Source organism: Salinimicrobium soli, from assembly GCF_048323655.1.
GTDB classification, from domain to species: Bacteria; Bacteroidota; Bacteroidia; order Flavobacteriales; family Flavobacteriaceae; genus Salinimicrobium; species Salinimicrobium soli.
Genome location: NZ_JBLUWW010000001.1, coordinates 679,995 through 703,520, shown reverse-complemented (window position 1 = coordinate 703,520; position 23,526 = coordinate 679,995). Strand labels below are relative to the sequence as shown.

Annotated in this window: 19 protein-coding genes and 1 tRNA gene; 14 read left to right on the top strand and 6 right to left on the bottom strand. The window is 43.4% G+C overall.

All coding sequences use genetic code 11. The features are described from left to right. Positions 1 to 18 precede the first annotated feature (18 nt). On the bottom strand, positions 19 to 657 hold the full coding sequence (locus ACNORC_RS03260) for a 50S ribosomal protein L25/general stress protein Ctc (protein WP_418334154.1): 639 nt from the start codon (positions 655 to 657) through the stop codon (positions 19 to 21). Between the two features lie 193 nt (positions 658 to 850). After that, positions 851 to 1,792, bottom strand: a complete 942-nt coding sequence (locus ACNORC_RS03255; RefSeq protein WP_418334153.1) for a ribose-phosphate pyrophosphokinase — start codon at positions 1,790 to 1,792, stop codon at positions 851 to 853. Positions 1,793 to 1,963: 171 nt separating this feature from the next. On the opposite strand from ACNORC_RS03255, the gene ACNORC_RS03250 reads away from it, so the two are divergent. The 6 genes from ACNORC_RS03250 to ACNORC_RS03225 all read left to right on the top strand — a co-directional run bounded on the left by ACNORC_RS03250 (position 1,964) and on the right by ACNORC_RS03225 (position 9,563). Beyond that, positions 1,964 to 2,045: transfer RNA gene (locus ACNORC_RS03250), tRNA-Leu, on the top strand. Between the two features lie 267 nt (positions 2,046 to 2,312). Further along, on the top strand, positions 2,313 to 5,678 hold the full coding sequence (locus tag ACNORC_RS03245; RefSeq protein WP_418334152.1) for an alpha-amylase family glycosyl hydrolase: 3,366 nt from the start codon (positions 2,313 to 2,315) through the stop codon (positions 5,676 to 5,678). Next, positions 5,675 to 6,376 carry a hypothetical protein gene (locus tag ACNORC_RS03240; protein WP_418334151.1) on the top strand — a complete coding sequence of 234 codons (702 nt, stop codon included), beginning with the start codon at positions 5,675 to 5,677 and terminating at the stop codon, positions 6,374 to 6,376. The genes ACNORC_RS03245 and ACNORC_RS03240 overlap by 4 nt, the downstream gene beginning before the upstream one ends. Before the next feature lie 477 nt (positions 6,377 to 6,853). After that, positions 6,854 to 7,441: a HupE/UreJ family protein gene (locus tag ACNORC_RS03235; RefSeq protein WP_418334150.1), complete on the top strand. Its 588-nt coding sequence runs from the start codon at positions 6,854 to 6,856 to the stop codon at positions 7,439 to 7,441. Positions 7,442 to 7,545: 104 nt separating this feature from the next. Beyond that, entirely contained in the window at positions 7,546 to 7,977 is a 432-nt protein-coding gene (locus ACNORC_RS03230; protein WP_418334149.1) for a deoxycytidylate deaminase, read from the top strand. Beyond that, positions 7,974 to 9,563 (top strand): S41 family peptidase, encoded by a 1,590-nt coding sequence (locus ACNORC_RS03225; protein ID WP_418334148.1) that lies wholly within the window; start codon positions 7,974 to 7,976, stop codon positions 9,561 to 9,563. The genes ACNORC_RS03230 and ACNORC_RS03225 overlap by 4 nt, the downstream gene beginning before the upstream one ends. A gap of 5 nt (positions 9,564 to 9,568) precedes the next feature. On the opposite strand, the gene ACNORC_RS03220 is transcribed toward ACNORC_RS03225, so the two are convergent. The 3 genes from ACNORC_RS03220 to ACNORC_RS03210 are packed head-to-tail and all read right to left on the bottom strand — an operon-like array spanning position 9,569 to position 10,955. Beyond that, a complete protein-coding gene (locus ACNORC_RS03220) occupies positions 9,569 to 10,186 on the bottom strand; it encodes an FAD-dependent oxidoreductase (RefSeq protein WP_418334147.1) in 618 nt (205 codons plus the stop codon). Then, positions 10,186 to 10,383 (bottom strand): hypothetical protein, encoded by a 198-nt coding sequence (locus ACNORC_RS03215; RefSeq protein WP_418334146.1) that lies wholly within the window; start codon positions 10,381 to 10,383, stop codon positions 10,186 to 10,188. Before ACNORC_RS03215 ends, ACNORC_RS03220 begins: the two co-directional genes overlap by 1 nt. Beyond that, positions 10,380 to 10,955 carry a MarC family protein gene (locus ACNORC_RS03210; RefSeq protein WP_418334145.1) on the bottom strand — a complete coding sequence of 192 codons (576 nt, stop codon included), beginning with the start codon at positions 10,953 to 10,955 and terminating at the stop codon, positions 10,380 to 10,382. The genes ACNORC_RS03215 and ACNORC_RS03210 overlap by 4 nt, the downstream gene beginning before the upstream one ends. Positions 10,956 to 11,083: 128 nt before the next feature. Between ACNORC_RS03210 and ACNORC_RS03205 the strand changes: the two genes are divergently transcribed. The 8 genes from ACNORC_RS03205 (at position 11,084) to ACNORC_RS03170 (ending at position 22,488) form a co-directional block, all read left to right on the top strand. Next, complete coding sequence (locus ACNORC_RS03205; RefSeq protein ID WP_418334144.1) at positions 11,084 to 11,653, top strand: DUF3109 family protein; 570 nt, start codon at positions 11,084 to 11,086, stop codon at positions 11,651 to 11,653. Between the two features lie 179 nt (positions 11,654 to 11,832). After that, complete coding sequence (locus tag ACNORC_RS03200) at positions 11,833 to 12,663, top strand: DUF4412 domain-containing protein (RefSeq protein ID WP_418334143.1); 831 nt, start codon at positions 11,833 to 11,835, stop codon at positions 12,661 to 12,663. A 168-nt stretch (positions 12,664 to 12,831) separates the two neighbouring features. After that, complete coding sequence (locus tag ACNORC_RS03195; RefSeq protein ID WP_418334142.1) at positions 12,832 to 13,869, top strand: Gfo/Idh/MocA family protein; 1,038 nt, start codon at positions 12,832 to 12,834, stop codon at positions 13,867 to 13,869. 504 nt (positions 13,870 to 14,373) lie between these two features. Then, a complete protein-coding gene (locus tag ACNORC_RS03190) occupies positions 14,374 to 15,351 on the top strand; it encodes a ribonucleotide-diphosphate reductase subunit beta (RefSeq protein ID WP_418334141.1) in 978 nt (325 codons plus the stop codon). 118 nt (positions 15,352 to 15,469) lie between these two features. Then, on the top strand, positions 15,470 to 17,893 hold the full coding sequence (locus ACNORC_RS03185; protein ID WP_418334140.1) for a ribonucleoside-diphosphate reductase subunit alpha: 2,424 nt from the start codon (positions 15,470 to 15,472) through the stop codon (positions 17,891 to 17,893). 30 nt (positions 17,894 to 17,923) lie between these two features. Continuing rightward, a complete protein-coding gene (locus ACNORC_RS03180; RefSeq protein ID WP_418334139.1) occupies positions 17,924 to 18,061 on the top strand; it encodes a hypothetical protein in 138 nt (45 codons plus the stop codon). Between the two features lie 227 nt (positions 18,062 to 18,288). Beyond that, positions 18,289 to 19,629 (top strand): deoxyguanosinetriphosphate triphosphohydrolase, encoded by a 1,341-nt coding sequence (locus tag ACNORC_RS03175; RefSeq protein ID WP_418334630.1) that lies wholly within the window; start codon positions 18,289 to 18,291, stop codon positions 19,627 to 19,629. A 57-nt stretch (positions 19,630 to 19,686) separates the two neighbouring features. After that, positions 19,687 to 22,488, top strand: coding sequence for a T9SS type A sorting domain-containing protein (locus ACNORC_RS03170; RefSeq protein ID WP_418334138.1), 2,802 nt, complete (start codon positions 19,687 to 19,689; stop codon positions 22,486 to 22,488). Between the two features lie 62 nt (positions 22,489 to 22,550). On the opposite strand, the gene ACNORC_RS03165 is transcribed toward ACNORC_RS03170, so the two are convergent. After that, positions 22,551 to 23,516 (bottom strand): DUF3078 domain-containing protein, encoded by a 966-nt coding sequence (locus tag ACNORC_RS03165; RefSeq protein WP_418334137.1) that lies wholly within the window; start codon positions 23,514 to 23,516, stop codon positions 22,551 to 22,553. Positions 23,517 to 23,526: the final 10 nt, after the last annotated feature.

Genomic DNA, 23,526 nt, shown 5'->3' with positions numbered 1-23,526 from the left:
TCGAAAACTATAATTGATCTATTCGTTCTCGTTTTCTTTAACTTCAGTTGCCGGTACTTCGTCTGCAGCTGTTTCTTCTCCTTCTTCTTCCTCTTCATCAAGAGCAACAACATTACGGGAAGTTCTAACCTGACAAACCACGGTGTTATCCGGGTGCATGATCTTGTAGTTTTCACTCTGAAGAGCAGTAACATACAATTTGTTACCAATCTTAAGCGGAGTGATATCAGCCTCGATAAAATCTGGAAGATTTCCTGGAAGACCTTTAACTCTCATACGACGAAGGTTGAATCTCAATACCCCACCGTTCTTAACACCACGTGCCACACCGGTAGTGTGAACCGGAATTTCCATAGAGATCTCCTTATCTTCGAAGATCTCATAGAAATCAATGTGCAAAATTGCATCGGTTACAGGGTGGAACTGGATGTCCTGAAGAACAGCATTGTACTCTCCTCCGTCTTTCAATTTAATAACTACAGTGTGTACGTCTGGCGTATACACTAAGTTTTTAAAGGCAATCTCGTCTGCTGCAAAATGTAATGGCTGATCTCCCCCGTATAGTACGCAAGGAACCTGTCCAGCATTACGTAAGGCTTTTGTAGCTTTCTTGCCTACGCTTTCTCTTTTAGATCCGTTGATCGTAATTGATTTCATTGTAAAAAATTTTTAGGCTGCAAAAGTAATCCCTTTTTCTTAAGTATTAAAACTTACAGCCTAAATATTTCTACTGAAAATCAGACAATTCCCCTGCCGGAAAGACCGCTTCAAAAAATAAGGGCTCAAAAATGCCATTTTTGAGCCCTTATATACTTCGTACTTCGTACTTCTGAAGATCTAACTTCAGAAATTACATTATGAATTTTGAGCTGATAGACCTGTTGTTGTGCACCCGCTTCATCACATCGGCAAAAAGGTCTGAACAGGTCACTACTCTTATTTTACTGCTTTCCTCTTTCAGCGGAATAGAATCGGTCACGATCAATTCGAGCAATTTGGAATTTTCAATTCGGTCGTAAGCAGCTCCCGAAAGAACCGGGTGCGTACAAATAGCTCTAACACTAAGAGCGCCCCTTTCCATCATTACATCGGCTGCTTTGGTAAGAGTTCCCGCCGTATCTACCATATCGTCAACCAACACCACATTTTTCCCTTCCACATTACCAATGAGTTCCATATGTGAAATAACGTTGGCCTTTGCACGCTGCTTATAACAGATCACCACGTCGCTTTCCATAGTTTTTGAATAGGCATAAGCCCTTTTAGAACCTCCCATATCTGGCGAGGCAATAGTAAGATTATCAAGCTTCAGGCTTCTCAAGTAGGGAAGAAAAACGGTGGAGGCAAACAGATGATCGACCGGTTTTTCAAAGAACCCCTGGATTTGATCGGCATGAAGGTCCATGGTTATGATCCTGGTAGCTCCTGCAGTTTCCAGCATCTTAGCGATCAATTTAGCTGCGATAGGAACCCGGGGTTTATCCTTTCTGTCCTGTCTGGCCCATCCATAATAAGGGATAACCGCCGTAATGTGCCTTGCAGAAGCCCTTTTTGCTGCATCCAGCATAAGCAGTAGCTCCATCAAGTGATCTGAACCGGGATGTGTAGAACCAATAATAAAGACGCGGGATCCTCTAACAGACTCTTCAAAAGAAGGCTGGAATTCTCCGTCACTATAAGTGGAGGTAATTACATTTCCCAACTTGGTTCCGTAGGATTTAGCAATTTTTTCAGCGAGGTCCCTGCTCTGGGTACAGGAAAAAACTTTGGCTTCGGTGCTTGTCTCAGGCATTTTTGTGTTGTTTAGGTGTTTGTAGTTGCGATACAAATTTAGAAATTTAATTCGGTCTAAAAGGTTCATACTGGCTGCTTTCTGTGAAAATCCGACTTCAGGAAAAGCAGATGAAAAATCTCTGAAATAATAATTGCAAAAACGAAAAAATTCATACTTTTGCCGTCCATTGCTCGAGTGGCGGAACTGGTAGACGCGCTGGATTCAAAATCCAGTTTCTTCGGAAGTGCGGGTTCGATTCCCGCCTCGAGTACTTAAAAACCCTGTAGCAACCGCTACGGGGTTTTTCTTTTATTCAGCTTCCGAAGAAATTTATAGAAAGAAGATCCTCCTCATTGTTGAGAATTTTTCTGCACCTCCACCAAGGCCGCACAGCAGATTTTTTAGTATTTTGTGCGCTCTGGCCACAACTGCCAAAATGCGAATATTTGCCCCGGCAAAATGGATCAGGCAAAAAGGCTGCTTCAGAAAAAGCACCAGAAATACTATTTTTCAGACACCTATAAATAAAAATCTATTGATGAGAATTATTACACTTATTTTCCTAGTTTTCGGGTTACAACTGACTACCGCACAGGTACAGCAGGCTTCGGTAGAGGTGACTCCCAATCCTTTTGGAGAAGACGACACTATCACCCTTACATTTTCCGGTATCAACCTTAGCACCTGGGGGGTGAGCGACGCCTATTTGTGGGCATGGAGTTACGACAATGCCGGAAATTCACAGGATGCACCCAATAATGGAACCTGGACCAGTTCCAATGAAGCTCATAAACTTACTGAGCAGAATGGAAAGCTTACTATTACATTTAAAGTTTCTGAATTCTATAGTCGCAACGGAATCTCAAGGATCGGCTTTCTGGTAAAGGCCAAGGATGGAACAGGAGACAAAAAAACGCAGGACATGTACCTGGACGTGGGAACCTTTGAACTAACCCTCAACTCTCCCACTGCAGATTTTACACTACTGGAAAACAATGCAGCCCTTTCAATCTCTGCCAGCTCCTCTACAGATGCGCTTTTCGAATTGTACGTAAATGAAATTCTGGTCAATTCCACCACTCAATTATCCAAAAATTACTCCTTTTCTCTGGTAGTCACTGAATACAGCAAGATCGAGTTAAAGGCTATTGATGGAGATGATTCTCAGGCTGAGATCTTCTATGCAGCCCCAAAGCCGAATGTGCCACAACTGGCGCTACCTGCGGGAATGAAAGACGGGATCAATTATGATCCTGCCACTCCTGCAAAGGCGACCTTTGTTCTTTATGCACCGGGAAAGGAGGTTGTACACTGGATAGGTTCTCTAAACAACTGGGAAATTCGCGATGAATATTTAATGAATTACGATCCTCAAACAGATCGCTTCTGGATAACGTTGAACAACCTGCCAGTTAACGGTGACATTCTTTATCAATACATGGTAGAGTTTTCTATCAATATTGCCGATCCATACTCTCATCTTATTCTAGATCCATGGAATGACCAGTACATCTCTTCTGATACTTTTGGAGGCATTCCGGCGTATCCATCCGGAAAGACAGACAACGCAGTCACCTGGTTCCAGACCGACACTACTCCGTACAATTGGAGCAATACCTCTTTTGTCAAGCCGGAAAAAGAAGACCTGGTGATCTATGAACTTCTGCTTCGGGATTTTGATGAAGACCATTCTTACCAGGCATTGATTGACCGACTCGATTATCTGCAATCATTGGGGGTTAACGCAATAGAACTAATGCCGGTAAACGAATTTGATGGCAATGAGAGCTGGGGATACAACCCGTCTTTTCACATGGCCACCGACAAATATTATGGATCTCCTGACATGTTGAAGAAACTGATCGATGAAAGCCATAAAAGAGGAATAGCTGTTATTGCTGATATTGTTTTCAATCACGCTACCGGCCAAAACCCATATTTCAGGCTTTATAATGATTCTGATGGAGCAACCAGCGGAAGTCCGTCGGCGGATAGTCCATTTTTCAATCAGTCAGCAAAACACGCATATAATGTTTTCAATGACTTTAATCACCAGTCCGATGCTACTCAGGCGTACGTAAAGCGCATCGTGCAATATTGGATCGAAGAATTTAAGTTTGACGGTTTCCGCTGGGATCTTACAAAAGGATTTACCCAGAATTGCTCAGCCAGTAATGAAGGTTGTACCGGCTCCTACCAGGCAGATCGCGTCGCGGTATTAAAACAGTACGCAGATTATCAATGGGCAGTAGATGATGATTCTTATGTCATTTTTGAACACCTTGGAGGCAATACAGAAGAAACGGAATGGGCTACCTACCGTCTTGATGAAGGCAAGGGAATTATGCTGTGGAGCAACCTTACCGGACCTTACGGAGAAGCAGCCATGGGCTACAACGATGGTGGAAAATCAAATTTTGACTGGGCTTCCTATAAGAAGCGAGGCTGGGCAGAACCACGGAACGTGGTGTATATGGAAAGCCATGATGAGGAGCGATTAATGTATAAAGCCTTGCAGTATGGAAATTCTTCCGGAAGTTATTCGGTGAAGGAACTTTCTACCGCTCTAGACAGGATGAGTTTGGATGCTGCTTTCTTCTTTACCATTCCGGGGCCAAAAATGGTATGGCAGTTCGGCGAACTGGGCTACGATTATTCCATTGATTACAACGGAAGGATCGGCAATAAACCAATTCGCTGGGATTACCTGAATGACCCGGACCGAAAAGATCTTCTGGAGGCTTATTCAAAACTTATCGAATTAAAGCTTTCAGAACCCATTTTTGAGACCGATAACTTTACCATTGATGCTGATGACCAAAATGGTATCAAGACTATTCACCTAAGTTTCGCGTCAGCAAGTAACGGAGAGATCTCAGAAATGGTAGTGGTTGGAAATTTCGGTGTCACTTCAAGATCTGCGACTGTACAATTCCAGGAAACCGGGGTATGGTATGATCTTTTCGCTAACAATAAAAAGAAATATGTTACCCAACAGAATACTTCTTTGAACCTTGCACCGGGAGAGTGGCACATTTTTGCCAACGAACCTTCAGACGTTTTTCCAAATGACAATCCACCTGATGCCGATGAAGATGGGGTAGTTGACGCAAACGACCTGTGCCCGGGCACTCCTTTTGGAACCATGGTAGATGTCAACGGCTGTGAAATATTTTCTTTACCGGCAAATAACTTTAGTGTCGAGGTAGTAGGAACTTCCTGCAACGGAGAAGAAAACGGTTCAATAAATGTTGAATCCAATGATCCCTCCTATACTTATCTGGTATCCGTTGATGGAGAAAGTCCGGTAGAACTCAATAGCGGCAACAATTTCTCCTATACCTTCCAGGACCTGGCAACGGGAACCTATGATGTTTGTTTCACCGTTTCAGGAGTAGATGATTTCATTCAGTGCTATTCAGTCACGGTAACTGAACCTGGAGCCCTTTCTGCTTTCTCCAATGTAAATCAGGCTGACCGTAAAATGACGCTGGAATTAAATGGAGCACAGCGCTACTATGTTAATCTGAATGGTAGAAAAATAGTGACCGACGATAATGTGATCACCCTGGATCTTAAACCGGGTGCTAACCAGGTGGAGGTGACTACCGATCTTTTCTGCCAGGGAAGTTATTTTGAACAGATCTTCGTTAGTGAAGATGTGATCTACTACCCTAATCCTACTGAAGGCCATCTTCAGGTATTCGTTGCAGGCCAGGATAGTGAAGTTATGGTCGAGATCTTTGACAGCAATGGAAAACTAATGAACACCATTTCAAAAAGTGTTCCTTACAACCGGGTGATCGAGTTAGACGTAACCCAGAGAAGCTCAGGGATCTATATGATCCACCTGAAAGGGGCTTCTGTAGATAAAACTTTTAAAGTAATTAAAAATAAAGGATGAAAAAGTTATTGACGTTTTGTTTTATAGGATCAACGCTATTCACATCCTGTAGTAGCGATTCTGATCCCGCACCAACCGTGAACGCCCCGGCGAAGGCAGTACTTGTGGCCCCTCTTAATAATAAAGAATGTGAGCAGGGGAATATTTCCGGAAATACCGCGACAGTGGATTTTAGCTGGGAAAGTGCCACAGATGCGACCAGTTATGATCTTAAGATCACCAATCTTGATACTCAATCTGCAACAACTAAGAACAATCTTACAGGAACATCGGCAGCAGTGAGCCTTGAGCGCGGGCATCCATATTCCTGGCAGGTGACTGCTAAAAACAGCGGTTCCAAGACCACGGCTTCAGATGTTTGGAAATTCTATCTTTCCGGCGACGGCGAATCGAATTTTGCTCCATTTCCTGCAACGGCCCTGGAACCGGCTTCGGGAGCTACTGTGGCTCGCACGAACGGAAAAGTGACGCTGAGTTGGCAAACGGCTGTAGATCCAGATGGAGATGCTGTTACTTATACCCTTCTTGCAGCTGACACAGTTGAAGGACTTCAAAATCCTCCTGCAGAATGGCAGAATCTAAGCAGCACCAGCATCGAAATTGCAGTTAATGCGAATACGATATATTATTGGAAGGTAATTGCAAGTGACGGCACCAACAACTCTACCAGTACCGTCTATTCTTTTAGAACAGAATAAAAAATTTATTTCCGATTTATTGAACCAAAAGCCCGTCCTGTGACGGGCTTTTTGAGTATCGTGCAATTTTGGATAAAATCTCTTTTATAAACCCAAACGGCAAAACCACATCATAACGATTTGAGAGGCAGAAAGTTAAAGACATTGTAACGGAAGACTTAATTTTGGGAGCTCCCTAAAATTTAATTACTTTTAAATCAGCCTACTTATTTTGTCTTACTAAAGCTTTGGTATTATGAGAGGTGACACCCTGGTAAAAGTTTTACAATTTCTTTTTCTGCTGAGCAGTCTCTTACTGGTGATCTATATCGTGTTTCGAATGACAGCATGATTAAAAAAATCACCACTGCTCCTAAATTTTAAGAAAGACTACTCTGGTCGTATGAGCCTTAAAAATGATAATTACAGCAAGCTTTCAGCTAATCTTTGTCATTATTTCAATATGTTGTATTTTCGGGCCTTACCATTCCTCAAATTATGTCACAATTCTGGTTGTACTTTAAGCTCGGTCTGGAGCACGTGCTGGACTGGAATGCTTATGATCATATACTTTTCCTCGTTGTACTGGTAGCATCCTATACCTTTTTTGGATGGAAACGGGTACTATGGCTGGTTTCGATCTTTACTATTGGCCATACGGTTTCCCTGTTTTTATCGGTGTATGAGATCGTGATCGTCAGTTCCCGTTGGGTTGAATTCCTGATCCCGATCACCATTCTCATCACTGCATTGTTCAATATTTTTACAGCGAAGAAGAAGGAGAATACAAAGAACATCAGCCTGCTGTATTTTACCACTGCTTTTTTCGGAATTATCCACGGCCTGGGATTCTCCACGTATTTTAAGATGATCGCCGGGAGCACAGATAGCAAATTGTTACCGCTGTTGGAGTTCGCGCTGGGTATTGAGACTGCCCAGGTGATCGTAGTATTGGTGGTACTTATCCTTGCTTTTATATTTCAGAATGTATTACAGGTTTCCAGGCGCGATTGGATCCTGGTCCTGTCATCTATAGTGATTGGAGTGATCCTCCCAATTTTGAGAGATAATTATTTCGCTCTTTGATTAAATTTAACACCTTTAAGTTGTATTAACCTTATCCCTGCAATATTTTAGTAAAGCTCAAAGCATCAGGTCTTTAGCTTTAGATATTGCGCCTTTATTCAGCTATGCCGACAAAGAAGCAATTGAAATTCGATAAAGCCTATTTACGTATCGCACGGGAATGGAGCAAATTGTCCCATTGTAACCGTAAGCAGGTTGGCGCACTTATTGTGAAAGACAGAATGATAATTTCCGACGGATATAACGGAACTCCTACCGGTTTTGAAAATCCGTGCGAAGATGAAGAAGGTTACACCAAATGGTATGTTCTTCATGCGGAAGCCAATGCCATTTTAAAGGTAGCCGGTTCCACCCAATCCTGTGAGGGAGCCACATTGTACATCACAATGTCTCCCTGCAAGGAATGCAGCAAATTGATACACCAGGCCGGAATAAAAAGGCTGGTGTACCATATAAAATACAAAGATTGTTCAGGACTGGATTTTTTAGAAAAAGCCGGGGTTGAATTGTACCAGATCAATGAACTTGAAGATTGAAAGAAAGATCGAATAAATACCTGCCACTTTTATTAGGCTTTGCCTGTGCCCTCGGGGTCCTGCTTGGTGCTGCCCTGGATTTTTCCAACTACACCTCCTCTTCCCTGCTCAGTACCAATAAGAAAAAGGAAAAACTCGCCCGCCTCATTGACTATATTGAATATGAATATGTTGATGAAGTGGATATGGATAGTATCGTTGATGTAACGGTAAATGACATTCTCAGCGACCTCGACCCCCACTCCGTTTACATTCCACCGGCAGAATATGCTTCCCTCAGCGAAAGCATGAAAGGTGATTTTGTAGGGATTGGAGTGAGTTTCTATAACGTCAACGACACAATCGCTGTTATCCAGACCCTGGAAGGAGGTCCCAGTGAAAAGGTGGGAATACAGGGTGGAGACCGAATCTTGTATGCCAATGGGGAACCGCTGTTCAATAAGAACATCAGCAATGATTCCATTACCGAGCATTTAAAAGGAGAGGAAAATTCAAAGGTGGTTCTAAAAGTCTTCAGAAAAGGAATTCCCGAGCTGCTCGAATTTAGTGTTCGCCGCGGAAAAGTCCCTTTAAAAAGTGTAGATGCCGCATACATGCTGACTCCTACTCTTGGTTTCATCAAGATCAATCGCTTTGCGGAATCTACTTATAAAGAATTCAAAGAGAGCCTGCTGAAACTGAAAGCGGAGGGAGCAAAACAAATTGCTCTTGATCTACGTAATAATCCTGGTGGGTATCTTGCTGAAGCCACTCAGATCGTAGACGAATTCCTACCCGAAGATAAGCTCGTCCTTATTACCAAAAACAAAAAAGGAGCCGAAGAAAAAACCTATGCCACTAAAGAAGGTAATTTTGAAAAAGGTAGACTGTATGTCCTGATCAATGAGAATTCGGCCTCTGCCAGTGAGATCGTCGCAGGAGCCTTGCAGGACAATGACAAGGGATTAATTATTGGCCGCAGATCTTATGGAAAAGGTTTTGTACAACGTGAAATGGCTCTTGGAGATGGCAGCGCTGTTCGGCTTACTATTGCCCGTTATTATACCCCAACCGGTCGCTCCATTCAAAAACCCTATGATCATGGCAATAAAGAATATTTCAACGACTACCTCAATAGATATAGAAACGGCGAATTAATTAGTGCAGACAGTATTGCAGTTGCTGATTCCCTGCGTTATGTAACGCCGGGAGGAAAAGTTGTGTATGGTGGTGGCGGAATTATTCCCGATGTATTTGTGCCCAAGGACACAAATTTCGAGAAAGAAAGCCTGAATCTAATGCTGCGCAGCGGCTTCATGGACCGTTTCATCTTTGAGGTGCTTGAAAGCAACAGGGCTTATTACAATTCCCTTAGCGAAGAAGAATTCATGAAACAGGAAATGGTAGATGAAGAGATCCTTGGTAAGTTCAGAGCTTTTACGCGTAGGGAAAATTTTGAAGTAAAGGTCTCTGCCTACAAACCGGTGCTCAAGCGCTATCTCAAAGCGACCATGGCGCAGCAATTATATGGAAGTACTGCTTTTGAAAGGATCGTCAATGAAGGCGACCGGATGATCACTAAAGTGATAGAACTCTCAGAAAAGTAATTTTTCTACTCCTTCAGTTTATCATGTACTTTGGTGTGCTCTCCGGCATTCCACGCAGTAAGAATGTCTGTTGCCACGGCAGCACCACTTCCGCAGGCAATAGAGAACTGGCTGCGATGACCGGCTAAAGTACCGGCGACATATAGATCCTTTGCCACCAGGTGATCTTCATTCTTTAGCTGAATTCTGTTTTTAGAAGCTTTAGTCTTCTGATGAGGAATCACATAATTTTCGAGACCTTTAATTCTGAAGAAGTTGGTATACCCCACCGCAATTACTACGGAAGCTGCAGTATACTGATTTTTGTTGGTCACCACGAGGAATCCCTGCTCCAAAAATTTGATTTCGCTTACCTTTTCTTTTTTAAGCTGTTCTACTTCGGGATACAATTCCGAAAGTTGTTTACTTCCTGAAGCTAAGATCTCTTGTCCGGAAGTGCCGGGAGCAACGCCCAACACATTGTTGAAAAGTGCAGACTGAAGATGTGAAGCTTTTTGATGCAGAATTATCCCCACCTTTTTGCCGCTTCCGAAGGGTTTTGACAAACCAGATCCCAAAACGAGGGCGCAGGACATTCCCGCAGCACCTCCTCCTACGATAAGGGCATCAAAATCAAATTCCATTAATGTTCTGCTTTTTCAGCAATGGCGCGAGACATTAGAAGGATAACCATGAGCACCACTACAATACTCGAAGCGAGAATTCCAATAAGAGCAGTCCCGCTGTCCCCACTCATTACATCCTCAAAATTAAGGAAGGTAAAGTTATACACGATGAGGCCAACGGCTATTACAAGTAGAGAATAAATAAGCACTTTCATAAAAACAGATTCTTAATATTGGCGGCAAATAACTTGACAGCAATTGCCAGGAGGATAACGCCAAAAATTTTACGGATAACGTTGATGCCCTGCTTCCCCAGAAAATGTTCGATCTTTCCGGAGGACTTGAGGACGAGGTAGACAAAAATAATATTTATAATTATGGCGGCAATAATATTAACAGTGGCATATTCTGCCCGCAGGGAAAGGATCGAAGTCATGGTTCCTGCACCCGCAATTAGCGGAAACGCCAGCGGCACTACGGCCGCAGTTTCAGGTGCATCATCTTTATAAAGCGTAATCCCCAGGATCATTTCCAGCGCCAGGAAGAACAGGATCAAAGAACCTGCTACCGCAAAGGAGTTCACATCTATTCCAATAAGATTCAGGATCTCTTTTCCTACAAAAAGAAAGGCGATCATGAGCAAGCCTGCCACCACAGTAGCTTTTTCGCTCTGTAATACACCTGCTTTTTTTCTAAGATCGATAATAATAGGAATACTGCCGATAATATCTATAACGGCAAACAAGATCATGGTGGCCGATGCAATTTCCCTGATGTTCAGTTCCATAAAATCTCAAAATGAGGGTTGCAAAAGTACAGGGAATAATTTTAACATTTGTTGATGCCAAGAAAATTTTAACGTTAAAGTACCCGCCGATTAATTTTAGAAATGCCTTTAAAAAGTATCTTTGCGGCATGTTTCAACTTGGCAAAACCATCGTTTCTGAAGAGATCCTAAAAAAGGATTTTGTGTGCAACCTTTCGGCCTGCAAGGGCGCCTGCTGCATAGCGGGAGATGCCGGCGCACCTCTGGAGGAAAAGGAAACCCATATTCTGGAAGACAATTATTCCAAGATCAAACCTTTTCTAAGGAAAGAAGGAATTGAAGCCATTGAAGCCCAGGGCACTTCCATTATCGGAGAAGATGGCGAGTATGAAACCCCGCTAATCGACGGAGCCGACTGTGCTTATGTTACTTTTGACAAAAAAGGGACTGCTTTATGCGGAATTGAAGAGGCCTACAACCAGGGAGAGATCTCCTGGAAAAAACCCGTTTCCTGCCACCTTTATCCCGTTCGCACCCAGGATTATTCCGAATTTTCTGCCGTGAATTACCACCAGTGGTACATTTGCGATGACGCCTGTACCCTCGGAAAAGAACTGCAGGTTCCTATCTACAAGTTTGTAAAGGAAGCTCTTATCAGAAAATTTGGAGAAGACTGGTACGCCGAACTTGAAAAAGTAGCGGAGAGTCTGCAAAAATAAATTCTCATAAATTTTCGCGTTTTTGAATCCTCTGTTTCCATAACAGATTAATTTTTAATACCTTACTGTTAGGTATCCCCCCTCCTTTCCCCTTTTTTGATGCGCCTCATTTGAACCTGACTCACTGGTATGCATCTTATGGTTTCCCCCTAGAAAAAGTTTAACTAAAAATCCAGCTCATGAAAAAGTTAGCACTACTCCTGTTTTCGATGCTTCTATTATCAGCTCCTGTTGAAGCCCAGATCCTGAAAAAATTGAAAAAGAAGGTCGAACGTAAAGTTGAAGACAAAGTAAGCGATAAAGTTTCCGATAAGGTTTCTGACCAGGCAGCTACGGGCACAGAGAACATGATGGAAAATATGATGGGTAACCAGATGAATTCTGCAATGATGCCCATGGGAGGCGAGCAGGTAAGCACAGAGAACATTCCTGCCGTATATGATTTTGACTGGAGATATGACGCCACCATGCATAGCACCGAAGGAGATGTCACGATGGTGTACCGCCTAAAAAAGAATGCTCCCTATATGGGAATCGAGATGCCCCCCATGGAAAATATGTTCATGGTGATGGATACCAGGAACAGTCTGATGGCCATGTTCATGGATTCTGAAGGCAACAAAATGCTGATGGCCACCAAAATGGATGTCTCCAAGACCAATGCAGATGAAGATTTCTATAAAGATGCGGAGTTTAGGGAGATCGAAGGAAAGACTATTATTGGCTATCACTGTAATGGATACGAAGTGGAAACAGACGATCACCTAATGAAATTCTACATTACCAATGAAGCAGATGTAAGCTTTGGAAATATGTACCAGTATGAGAAAAGTAAATTACCCCCAGGCATCAAGCAAGAATGGCTAAAAGACGGTAATGGCCTGATGCTGGAAATGAATATGGTAGACAAGAAGAATTCAAAGAACAATGCCACCATGATCTGCACCAGCCTTCAAAAAGAACCTTATAGCATCAGCAAGGCAAACTATCGCAACATGTACGGGAATTGATGTCCTGAAAGAAAACAATAAGTGGTTCCAAAAATGTCATTTTTGGAACCTCAGGCTGTTGAACTCCCCTGCTCAACTGGAATATTTCTGTAAAAGCTTCATTTTATTTACCTTATGGAGGAAATGATGAACAGCAGACGCAGCTTCATAAAACGTTCCGGCCTTTTTATGGCCGCCCTCAGTCTACCCTATCCCGGACTTCTTCTCAAGAAACCAAAGAAAAAACTGGGAGTAGCATTGGTAGGCCTGGGTAGTTACAGCACCTACCAATTGGCCCCGGCTCTGCAAAAGACCCAATTTTGCGAGCTTCGCGGAATCGTGACCTGCAGCCCTGAAAAAATTCCGAAGTGGCAGAAAAAGTACGGTATTAAAGACGTCAATGTTTACAATTATGAGAACATGTCACAGATAGCCAATAACGCTGATATTGACGTGGTTTATGTAGTACTGCCCAATTCCCTTCATGCCAAATATTCCATTATAGCAGCAAACGCGGGTAAACATGTATGGTGTGAAAAACCCATGGCCATGAACACAGAAGAATGCCGGCAAATGATCAATGCCTGTAGCAGCAATAAGGTCAAAATAGCTATAGGTTACAGGCTACAGCATGAGCCTAACAACCAAAAAATGATGGAATGGGCACGCAAACAACCTTTTGGGCCGATAAAGGATCTTAAAGCCGCAGCCGGATTTTACGGAAATTCGCTTGGCTGGCGTCTCGAGAAAGAAATGGGCGGTGGAGCCATGTATGATATGGGTGTTTACCCACTAAACGCTGCGCGCTACTCGACCCAAATGGAACCTGTGGCCGTCTCGGCCACCCATGAAATAAACCGTCCACAGATGTTTGATGAAGTGGATGAGACCACTCATTTCAAACTGGAATTTAAAAATGGAATTGTCGCTGACTGCAGTACCAGCTTTGGAGAGAACATGAATTCCCTGGAAGTGAATTGCGAAAACGGATATTATTACCTAAAACCTTTTCAAACCTATTCCGGCGTAAAAGGCGAGGCCAGTAATGGAAAAGTTCTGCCTCCCTTCGGAAAAGATCAACAGGCGGTACAAATGGACGATGACGCGCTGGCCATCATCAACAATAAACCGATGATCGCTCCCGGGGAAGAAGGTTTAAAAGACATTGCAATCCTTGAAAAAATATATGAGTCGGCGGCAAAGGGTGGTAAAAGATTGTTGCTTTAGAATACTTTTTCCTGAAATTTTCAAAACCAAAAACAATTTTAGTGAAGTCTCAAAAATGTCATTTTTGAGACTTCCTTTCCGTAATGCTTCCGAAGCATGATGAGTTCTAATCTTCACAATAAAACAAGCTCCAGATAATAAAACGGTTCGTCATGAGGGGATACATCAATCACGTTAAATTCTTACAGAATCCAACGGGTTTAGCTCATATAGTTTGAGGGAAAACACCCGCTTAAAATAGCATTTTTGGGACCTTTTAGCTACCTGTTTACAACTTGACCGTACCAGAAAGGAACTGTAGTATCTTAAAATTATTAACAAGTTATAAATGTCTGTTTTACAGTTATTTATACAATGTCATTAACTTAACATCAATAACAATGCGGTCTTAGCGTGTTGAAAACTTTGTTGAAAAGCTTTCTCCTCTTATCTTCCTTTATCTGCCTGATTTTCCAATATTTGTTAAACCAACTTAACAAAATCAACCAGAAAAGAATTTAAACCATGGCTCAGTTAGAACCCATTTTACAGGAAAACAAAGATCGCTTTGTTATTTTCCCTATTAAACACCACGACATTTGGGACTGGTACAAAAAAATGGAAGCTAGCTTCTGGACCGCGGAAGAAATTGACCTGCACCAGGATCTTACCGACTGGAACCAAAAACTTACTGCTGATGAGCGTTATTTCATCAAGCACATACTTGCCTTTTTTGCCGCCTCTGATGGGATCGTAAATGAAAACCTGGCCGAGAATTTCGTGAACGAAGTTCAGTATTCCGAAGCCAAGTTCTTCTATGGATTCCAGATCATGATGGAGAATATCCATTCAGAAACCTATTCCCTTCTTATCGATACCTACGTCAAGGATGAGAAGGAAAAAAATCAGCTTTTTAAAGCTATAGAAGTATTTCCCGCTATTCAGAAAAAAGCTCAGTGGGCTTTAAAATGGATAGAATCTGATTCTTTCGCCGAACGATTGATAGCTTTTGCTGCTGTTGAAGGTATCTTCTTCTCCGGAGCTTTCTGCTCTATTTTCTGGCTGAAGAAACGCGGATTGATGCCGGGGCTTACCTTTTCCAACGAACTCATCTCCCGTGATGAGGGAGTGCACTGCGACTTTGCAGTACACCTGCACAACAACCATCTTGTTAACAAAGTTTCCAAGGAAAGGATCCGTGAGATCATTGTCGATGCCTTGAATATAGAAAGAGAATTTATTACCGAATCACTTCCGGTAAGCCTCATAGGGATGAACTCTAACCTCATGACCCAGTACCTCGAATTTGTGGCTGACCGTCTATTAGTGGAGTTGGAATGTGAGAAAGAATACGGCACTGCAAATCCTTTTGATTTTATGGACATGATCAACCTGCAGGGAAAAACCAACTTCTTTGAAAAAAGAGTTGGGGAATACCAGAAAGCAGGAGTAATGAATAAAGACAAGGATTCTGACAAGATCAGCTTCGACGCAGATTTCTAGAATTTCCATTTAAATGATGCCGCGCGTCCCCCAGCGCGGTGTCGTTTTAACCATCATAAGCATTCGGAATTCCGAGGTTTTTAGAACCTCCGGAATTTCTTTACCAAAATTATAGACTATGTACGTAGAAAAGAGAGACGGCCGTAAGGAACCTATCATGTTTGACAAGATCACCGCCCGGGTGCGGAAATTGTGCTATGGATTGAACGAACTGGTAGATCCTGTAAAGGTTGCAATGCGCGTGATCGAAGGATTATACGACGGTGTGACCACCAGCGAACTTGACAATCTTGCTGCAGAGATCGCTGCAACCATGACCACAGCGCATCCCGATTATGCGAAGCTGGCCGCCCGTATCTCGGTTTCCAATCTACATAAGAACACCAAAAAAACATTTTCGGAGGTTATGACAGACTTGTATGAGTATGTCAACCCCCGCACCGGTCGAAAAGCCCCCCTTTTGGCCGATGATGTGTATAAAGTGATCCTGGAAAATAAGGAAAGGCTGGATTCCACTATTATCTACAACCGGGATTTCCAGTATGATTACTTCGGATTTAAAACCCTGGAGCGCTCTTACCTTCTTAAGCTTAACGGAAAGATCGCAGAAAGACCTCAACATATGCTCATGAGGGTTTCCGTAGGTATTCATCCCGATGATATCGAAGCAGCCATCGAGACCTATGAGCTGATGTCAAAAAAGTATTTTACGCACGCTACCCCTACACTTTTCAATTCGGGAACTCCAAAACCGCAAATGTCTTCCTGTTTCCTGCTCACCATGCAGGATGACAGCATTGATGGTATCTACGATACTTTGAAACAAACGGCAAAGATCTCCCAGTCTGCAGGTGGAATTGGTTTATCTATTCATAACGTGCGCGCCACGGGATCTTACATTTCAGGAACCAATGGTACCTCGAACGGAATTGTACCAATGCTTCGCGTTTTTAATGATACTGCACGTTATGTAGACCAGGGCGGTGGAAAACGGAAAGGCTCCTTTGCCATTTATGTGGAACCATGGCATGCGGATATTTTCGACTTTTTGGATCTTAAGAAGAACCACGGAAAAGAAGAAATGCGTGCCCGTGATCTGTTTTACGCCATGTGGGTGCCAGACCTTTTCATGAAACGTGTGGAAGAAGATGCTCATTGGACGCTTATGTGCCCTAATGAATGCCCGGACCTCTACAACAAACACGGGGAAGAATTTGAAGAACTCTACCTGAAATATGAGTCTGAAAAAAGAGGAAGAAAAACGATCAAAGCCCGTGAACTTTGGGAGAAGATCCTGGAATCACAGATCGAGACCGGTACCCCGTACATGCTGTACAAAGATTCTGCAAACCGGAAATCAAATCAGCAGAACCTGGGAACTATTCGCTCCTCAAACCTTTGCACAGAGATCCTCGAATACACCAGTGAAGACGAGGTAGCGGTTTGTAATCTTGCTTCCATTGCCCTCCCAATGTTCATCAAGGGCAATGAATTTGATCACAAGGAACTGTTCAAGATCACCAAACGTGTCACCCGAAACCTGAATAAAGTTATTGACCGTAATTTTTATCCCGTCAAGGAAGCAGAAAACTCCAACTTCAGGCACCGTCCTGTTGGACTTGGAGTACAGGGCTTAGCTGACACTTTTATTAAACTTCGCTTGCCATTCACCAGTGATGAGGCTAAAAAGCTGAACCAGGAGATCTTCGAAACATTATATTTTGCTGCAGTCACTGCTTCTATGGAAATGGCTCAGGAAGAAGGCCCTTACTCTACTTATGAAGGTTCGCCAATCAGCCAGGGTAAATTCCAGTTCAACCTTTGGGGTATTGATGACAAAGACCTCAGTGGTAGATGGGATTGGGCAAAATTGCGCAAGCAGGTGCTTAAACACGGAGTACGGAATTCCCTCTTAGTGGCCCCAATGCCAACCGCTTCCACTTCCCAGATCCTTGGAAACAACGAAGCTTTTGAGCCTTACACTTCAAATATTTACACACGCCGTGTGCTTTCAGGAGAATTCATTGTTGTGAACAAGCACCTGCTGGAAGACCTTGTAGAGCGCAATCTGTGGAATGATGAGGTGAAAAATGCCATTTTACGCTCCAATGGTTCTGTTCAGAGCATTGATGTGATTCCGCAGGACCTTAAGGAACTTTACAAAACGGTTTGGGAAATGAGCATGAAAGACATCATTGATATGTCGCGCCAGCGCGGTTATTTCATTGATCAGTCCCAATCTCTCAACCTGTTCATGGAAAACGCCAACTACAGCAAGCTCACCTCCATGCACTTTTATGCCTGGAAGAGCGGCCTTAAGACCGGAATGTACTATTTGCGAACCAAGAGTGCAGTAGACGCCATCAAATTTACCCTTGCAAAAGAGGAGAAAAAAGAGGAATTACCCGAGGTAGCGGCTAAAAAGGAGGAGACTGCGGTTGTTATGCCTGAAAGTACTTCCCTTTCTCCCGAAGAACTGAGAAACCTGATCGCGCGATCTAAAGAATCAGAAGGAGACGACTGCCTAATGTGCGGTTCATAAATTTAAAACCATCAAAACCCGTAAATACCAATGAAAATCCACTCTAACCACTCTGTTTGTGCCCCAACCGGCAAGGTGTACATCAACACCGAACCGGAAGACGAAGATCTCTATTACACCAGCCTTGCCGCCCTCGAATCATCGGTAGAATACATCGTGATCTCCTAAGGTCTTCGAAGGGGAAAAACAATAGGGAAGTTGTCGTGAGATACCTTCCCTTTTTTGTTATTTTTGAGACCTATTGTATTTTGGGCATGCCGACCGAATTTTTAGGTGAGGTGGGCGTTCCCCCGGCGCAGGCCGGGGTCAGGCTTTCGCTACTCGCTTCCAAAAATGCCATTTTTGGATAGCTCAAACAGGCCGCTCAATCCTTAACGCAATTTTTTCAGCACATGATGAACTGGGAACAACTCCTGTCCCTCCGCAAAGCCGGAGATATCAATAAACGTTTACGCAAAGAACAAAATGAGACCCGCCTTGGCTTCGAGGTAGATTACGACAGAATCATATTTTCTTCGGCTTTTAGAAGCCTGCAGGACAAGACGCAGGTGATCCCGCTTTCCAAAACCGACTTTGTGCACACGCGCCTCACGCACAGCCTTGAAGTTTCAGTAGTGGGTCGTTCGCTGGGAAGGTTGGCAGGACAAAAGATCCTCGAAAAGCATCCACACCTCGAGAAGGTACACGGGTATCAAATGAACGATTTTGGTGCGATAGTAGCCGCCGCCGCACTCGCGCATGACATTGGGAATCCACCCTTCGGACATTCCGGAGAAAAAGCCATTGGAGAATACTTCAGCAACGGCAGGGGAAAACGTTTTAAAGACCAACTTACTCCTGAAGAATATCAGGACCTGGTGAAGTTTGAAGGCAATGCAAACGGCTTTAAAATACTTACCGAAGACCGCCCGGGAATTCCCGGTGGCATCAGGCTTTCGTATGCTACTTTAGGAGCCTTTATTAAGTACCCCAAGGAATCCCTTCCGCATAAACCCACCAACAAAATAGGCGACAAAAAGTTCGGGATATTCCAGTCAGAAAAAGCCTTTTTTGAAGAGGTAGTAAATGAACTGGGACTTATCCCTACCCGCACAGGTAAAAATATCGGGTATAGCAGGCATCCGCTGGCCTTTCTTGTGGAAGCGGCAGATGATATCTGTTACACTATCATTGATTTTGAAGACGGGATCAATCTGGGTCTTATTCAGGAGGAATACGCTCTCGAATACCTCATCAACCTGGTCAAGAACTCCATCAACACTAAAAAATATCACAACCTTGAAACCAGGGCAGACCGGCTGAGTTATTTACGGGCTCTGGCAATAAATACTCTTATTACCGAAGCTGTGGAGATCTTCCTGAGGAACGAAGAAGCTATCCTAAAAGGGGAATTCCATGAGGCGTTGTTTGACAAGAGTAAGTACGAGGCCCAAATAACGGATATTATAAAAATAAGTATTGAAAAGATCTACCAGAGCGAGGAAGTAATTAGCAAGGAAATTGCCGGCTACCAAATGCTTTCTCACCTTTTGGACACCTACACCAGGGCACTTCTTCCCGAAGATGGAGAAGAGACCAATTACAACAGGCTGGTTAAAAAACTCATTCCTGAAGCCGAATATTTTGAAGACCTGTCGGTGTACGAAAAACTGATAAGGATCTGCAGCTACATATCGTCATTAACAGACAGTAATATTGTGGCGTCATTCAAAAAATTCAAAGGTCTGAAAATTTAATTTTTCGTATTTTGGTAAAGTAAAAACCTATTCCGGTTTTTCGCTAATTCCCTATGAATGAATAAAAGGTTTGTCTTTTTAATTCCCATCTTGCTATTTGCAGGACTTTTCCGTTTTTATATAAGTTCAGATGAACCTTCCGCTGCTGAGATCTCTCAGCTCAGGCAGATGCACCGGGAATTTCTGCAAACTCAGGTGCCCGAAAAGGGGGGGAAGCTCTCAAGGCTGGACAGGATCAGAAAAGGCTTGCCTCCAAACAGCTATTACGAAATGATGGAGTATCTCACGATGAATCCGGCGTTGGGATATCCTGAGCCGTATAAAGTGAGAGAGCTGTATCAAAAACTCAGCGATCGTCGTAATACTTATAAAGCTCCGGGTGGAGAAGATTCTCAACCATGGGTGTCCAGAGGTCCTTTCTTTGTGGGTGGAAGAACCCGGGTTCTGTTATTCGATCCTAACGATCCTACAGCGAAAAGAGTTTTTGCCGGTTCAGTAAGTGGCGGACTTTGGGTGAACAATGATATCACCAGGGCCTCATCTAAATGGCAACAGGTGAGCGGACTGTCATCAAATTTAAATATCACCTGTATCACTGTAGATCCAAGGGATCAAAACACCTGGTATGTAGGGACCGGAGAACAATATACCGGTGGGGATGTAATTGGAACAGGGGTTTTCAAAACCAGCGATGCCGGCCAGACTTGGTCACAGGTATTGGATGTCAAGAAATTTTCCACTCCAAGCCAGGGAACAAATTCACTCGTAGTGGGTGGAACTTATTTTATCAACGACATACAGGCCTGGGACAACGGCAATACAACGGAAGTTTTTATTGGAGTTTCTACTCACCTTTATGACAATGCCAGGAATCCAAATAACTTTCTTGGCTTCTTTGATCGCGGCCTTTACCGCAGCACCGATGGAGGCGGCTCCTGGGAACAACTTATCGAGGAAAAATCATTTAATGACTTTGAAGTAGATGCCGCCGGGAACATCTGGGTCTCCACCACCTATTCTCCTGGAGAAGGTGAGAGTTCCAGAGGGGGTGATATATATAAACGGGAAAAAGGAACAAACACCTCTTTTGATCTCATTACAACAATACCTGATGTCTATAGAACCGAAATAGAAGCTTCAGCAACAGATCCTGACAAATTTTACATTGCAGTTGACAATATTGAAGAGGAAGCCGACCTGTTCATTACAACCGATGCCTTTGCCAGCATTCAAAAAATAAATGAGCCAAACGATGCAGACCTTACTATACTCTCATCCGATTTTGCACGGGGACAGGCATTTTACGACCTCGTGATAGAATCTGATCCTAATGATGACCGAATAGTGTATGCAGGGGGAATCGACCTTTTTCGATCCACAGACAGCGGAAACTCCTGGCAGCAGATATCTAAATGGTCTGATTTTGATAACCTCGATAACCTCCCCGTATCCTATGTTCATGCAGATCAACATGTCATAGCCTTCCGGCCAGGTAATTCAAATCAAGCCGTCTTTGGACACGACGGGGGAGTATCTTTTGCAAGTGATCTTTCCAAAGCCTCCACTTCTGATGTCTTTATAAGTCCGCTGGAAAATTATGTCACTACCCAGTTCTATTCTATTGCAGTTGCCCCCAGTTCATTTGCAAACGGAGATTACTTCCTGGGAGGGACGCAGGATAATGGGACACACCTTATTCAGAATGGCAGCAGGGAATCCATTGGTATTCTTGGGGGTGATGGAGCCCATGCTTTTTACGACCAGGTAGATACAGATTACCTAATAGCCAATCTTATTTACAACAATCTGATCGTGGCTTATGATTACAGTCAGGAGGGATTAACCCTGATCGCCAACAACGAGGATAGAGACGGTTTTTTTATAAATCCACAGGCACTGGATTCCAACCTGGATAAGTTATACTCGAATGGGCCCAGAGGAATTCTTTACCGTTACGATAATCTGAAAGATCTGGAGCTTATAGGCAGCGACGGCATCACCAATGATGACGAAGTTGCTCCCCGGGTTTCCCTAACCAATGCCGAATTGTCTTCTTCCATCAGTGCTATTACGGTTTCTCCCTTTGATGTAAACACCAGTACCCTCTTAGTCGGACTCACAGATGGTTCCGTCATAAAAATTAAAAATGCTGATGGAAATCCTTCTCTGGCTACTTTCACCGAGATCACGGGGCCTCAGTTTGTAGGAAGTGTTTCGGACATTGAATTTGGACAGACTAGAGATCAGATCCTGGTGACGTTTTACAATTTTGGAGTTAAGAACATTTGGTATACAGAGAACGGAAGTAGTGACAACCCCACCTGGGTAAGCAAGGAAGGCAACCTTCCTGATCTGCCTGTACTGACCATCCTTCCAAACCCTTTGAATAAAGAAGAGGTTATCATAGGAACCGAACTTGGGGTTTGGGCCACCAAAAACTTCAGCAGTACGAGCCCAAACTGGACCCATTCCTACAACGGAATGAGTGACGTGAAAGTAACCGATCTGGACCTTAAGAAAGGAACAAACGAAGCCTATGCGGCCACGTATGGCCGTGGAATGTTCACGGGACAGTTTACCGCTTCCACAGATCCAGGCGGCGGGGAACCGGACCAGGCGCAATTAGTGGTTTATCCTGCTGTTTCTGATGGTAATTACCAGGTGCTTTCACGCGCCAGCCTCGGAACTGCAGAAATTCAAATTTTTGATCTTACAGGGCAACTGGTTTACAGCCTTAAGGAAGATCTGCAGGAAAATATTCCCGTGCCGGTGAACATCGAAAAAGAAGCGTCGGGAGTATATTTTATCAGGATCAAATCTTCTTCTAAAGAAGTAGTTCATAAGATCGTTAGGAAGTAAAAAAACAAAGACCTTCAAAAATGTCATTTTTGAAGGTCTTTGTTTTTATGTGCAACTTTCTTTTAGAACTGGTAGATCAATCCAACTCCCAACAGCTGCTTGAACTGTATACGTGCTCCCCGGGTCTCTAATTTTCCGTCTCCGTTGGTGTCCTGTTTGTACTTCACATCATCATCATACTTGAGATGGGAACCCACATTTGCTTTTACATACTCATTTACTTTAAGATCAACATTCAGTTCCCAATCCACGTCAATATTTCCAAACTTATTCAGATAATCAGAATACAACCTAAGCTGATTGTTGAGCCCAACATTTTCAAAGATCTCCTTGGAAAAGCCACTACTTATCAAAAACCCGAATTCGGTTCGTATTTTTTCGCCGGGTTGCAGAATATTTCCTTCTTCATCTTTAACTGCCGGGGTTACTCCGAACATGCCTTCATTTGCCAGGTCCTGGTCCAACACAAAAGTTGATTTTTCTGTTACAGGCGAAACATATATGGTAAGATCTTCACTAGGAGAAGAATATTCAGTTCCCACTCCCACAAAAGCGTAGCCGGGAGCCATGAACTTTGATATGGGATTGTCGGTATTCGGGTACCGGTAACCGTAGGTGAACTGGGTATTGAAATTGAATTTTGCCGAGTAATAAAAATTGGAGACCGAATCCCTTCTATAACCAAAGTTCGAGGATATTTCCAGGTTGTCTTCCGTCTTTCTCAGTTCCCGTCCTTCCTGCGCGTTCAGTCCGTATTTCACAGTAAGGGTATTGTTCCAGTTGAGCAACTCCTTCTTGTATTTACGGCCGAAAGCCGCGTGCATTAAGGCTGAAATGGAATTGTTCCCCCCGGAATTCCAATTAAAAAAAGCCACTTCACTCATGTTCAATCCCACTTTGTTCGTCTTTTTCCAGTAGGTAATATTTTCTTTAACAACAGTGGTAGTGTCCACTACGGTAGAATCGGACACCGCAGCCAAGGCAACAGAAGTAAATAAAAACAGAAGGGGGGCAAAAAATTTCAACATAGGGTAAAAA